Source organism: Vibrio sp. 03_296 (assembly GCF_002265885.1).
Map to the genome: position 1 here is coordinate 1 of NZ_NPKW01000518.1, position 920 is coordinate 920.

The following is a 920-nucleotide window of genomic DNA, read 5'->3' on the forward strand; positions in this document are numbered from 1 at the left end:
ACATCGGCACCAGCTCAGTAAACACATTTGGCGCAATGTGATACGTTGCACCATTCGCACAATCTACAACGATTTTAAGTTTTGCTAGGCTCAACTCTGAAGGAAACGTACTTTTACAAAATTCAATATAACGACCAGCTGCGTCGTTGAGACGTGTCGCTTTACCTAATTCTGCAGACTCTACGCATTCGATTTCTTTATCCAACTCAGCTTCAATAGCTAACTCAATATCATCGGGTAATTTTGTCCCTTCAGAAGAGAAAATTTGATGCCATTGTCATAGTATGGATTGTGAGAAGCCGAGATCACAATACCAGCTTCAGCGCGGAATGTTTGTGTCAAGTACGCCACAGCAGGTGTTGGCATCGGCCCAGTAAAGACGCTTCTAAACCCGCAGCTGCAAGCCCCGCCTCTAAAGCAGACTCAAGCATATAGCCTGAAATACGCGTATCTTTGCCGATAATAACTTTTTTCGTTCCTTGCTTCGCCAATACACGACCTGCAGCCCAGCCAAGTTTTAGTACAAAGTCGGGAGTAATAGGATACTGGCCTACTTTCCCACGAACACCATCTGTACCAAAATAACGTCTTTTATCCGACATGTTTATTCCTTCTTATATTCTTTTAACTCAGATATTTTATGCATCATTGAATAATCTCGCATCGCTTCAACGGTTTCTTCGACATCATGAACACGAATGATCTGAGCGCCTTTCATAGCAGCAATCGTCGCACATGTTACACTAGCCACCATGCACTCTGCAGGCTTTTTGTTCAGTAATTTAAAAACCATCGATTTGCGAGACATGCCCGCCAAAATCGGCAAGCCCAATTGATGAAACGCTTCTAAGTGCGCTAACAGATGATAATTGTGTTCGATGGTTTTGCCAAAMCAATCCAGGGTCAAGAATAAGCAGCTC

At 43.3% G+C, this 920-nt stretch carries 2 pseudogenes; both read right to left on the reverse strand.

Features of this window, described 5'->3' with window-relative positions:
* Positions 1-602: pseudogene (glmM, locus tag CIK04_RS25855) on the reverse strand (phosphoglucosamine mutase); the annotation flags it as partial.
* A 2-nt stretch (positions 603-604) separates the two neighbouring features.
* Positions 605-920 (reverse strand): annotated as a pseudogene (locus tag CIK04_RS25860) (dihydropteroate synthase); the annotation flags it as partial.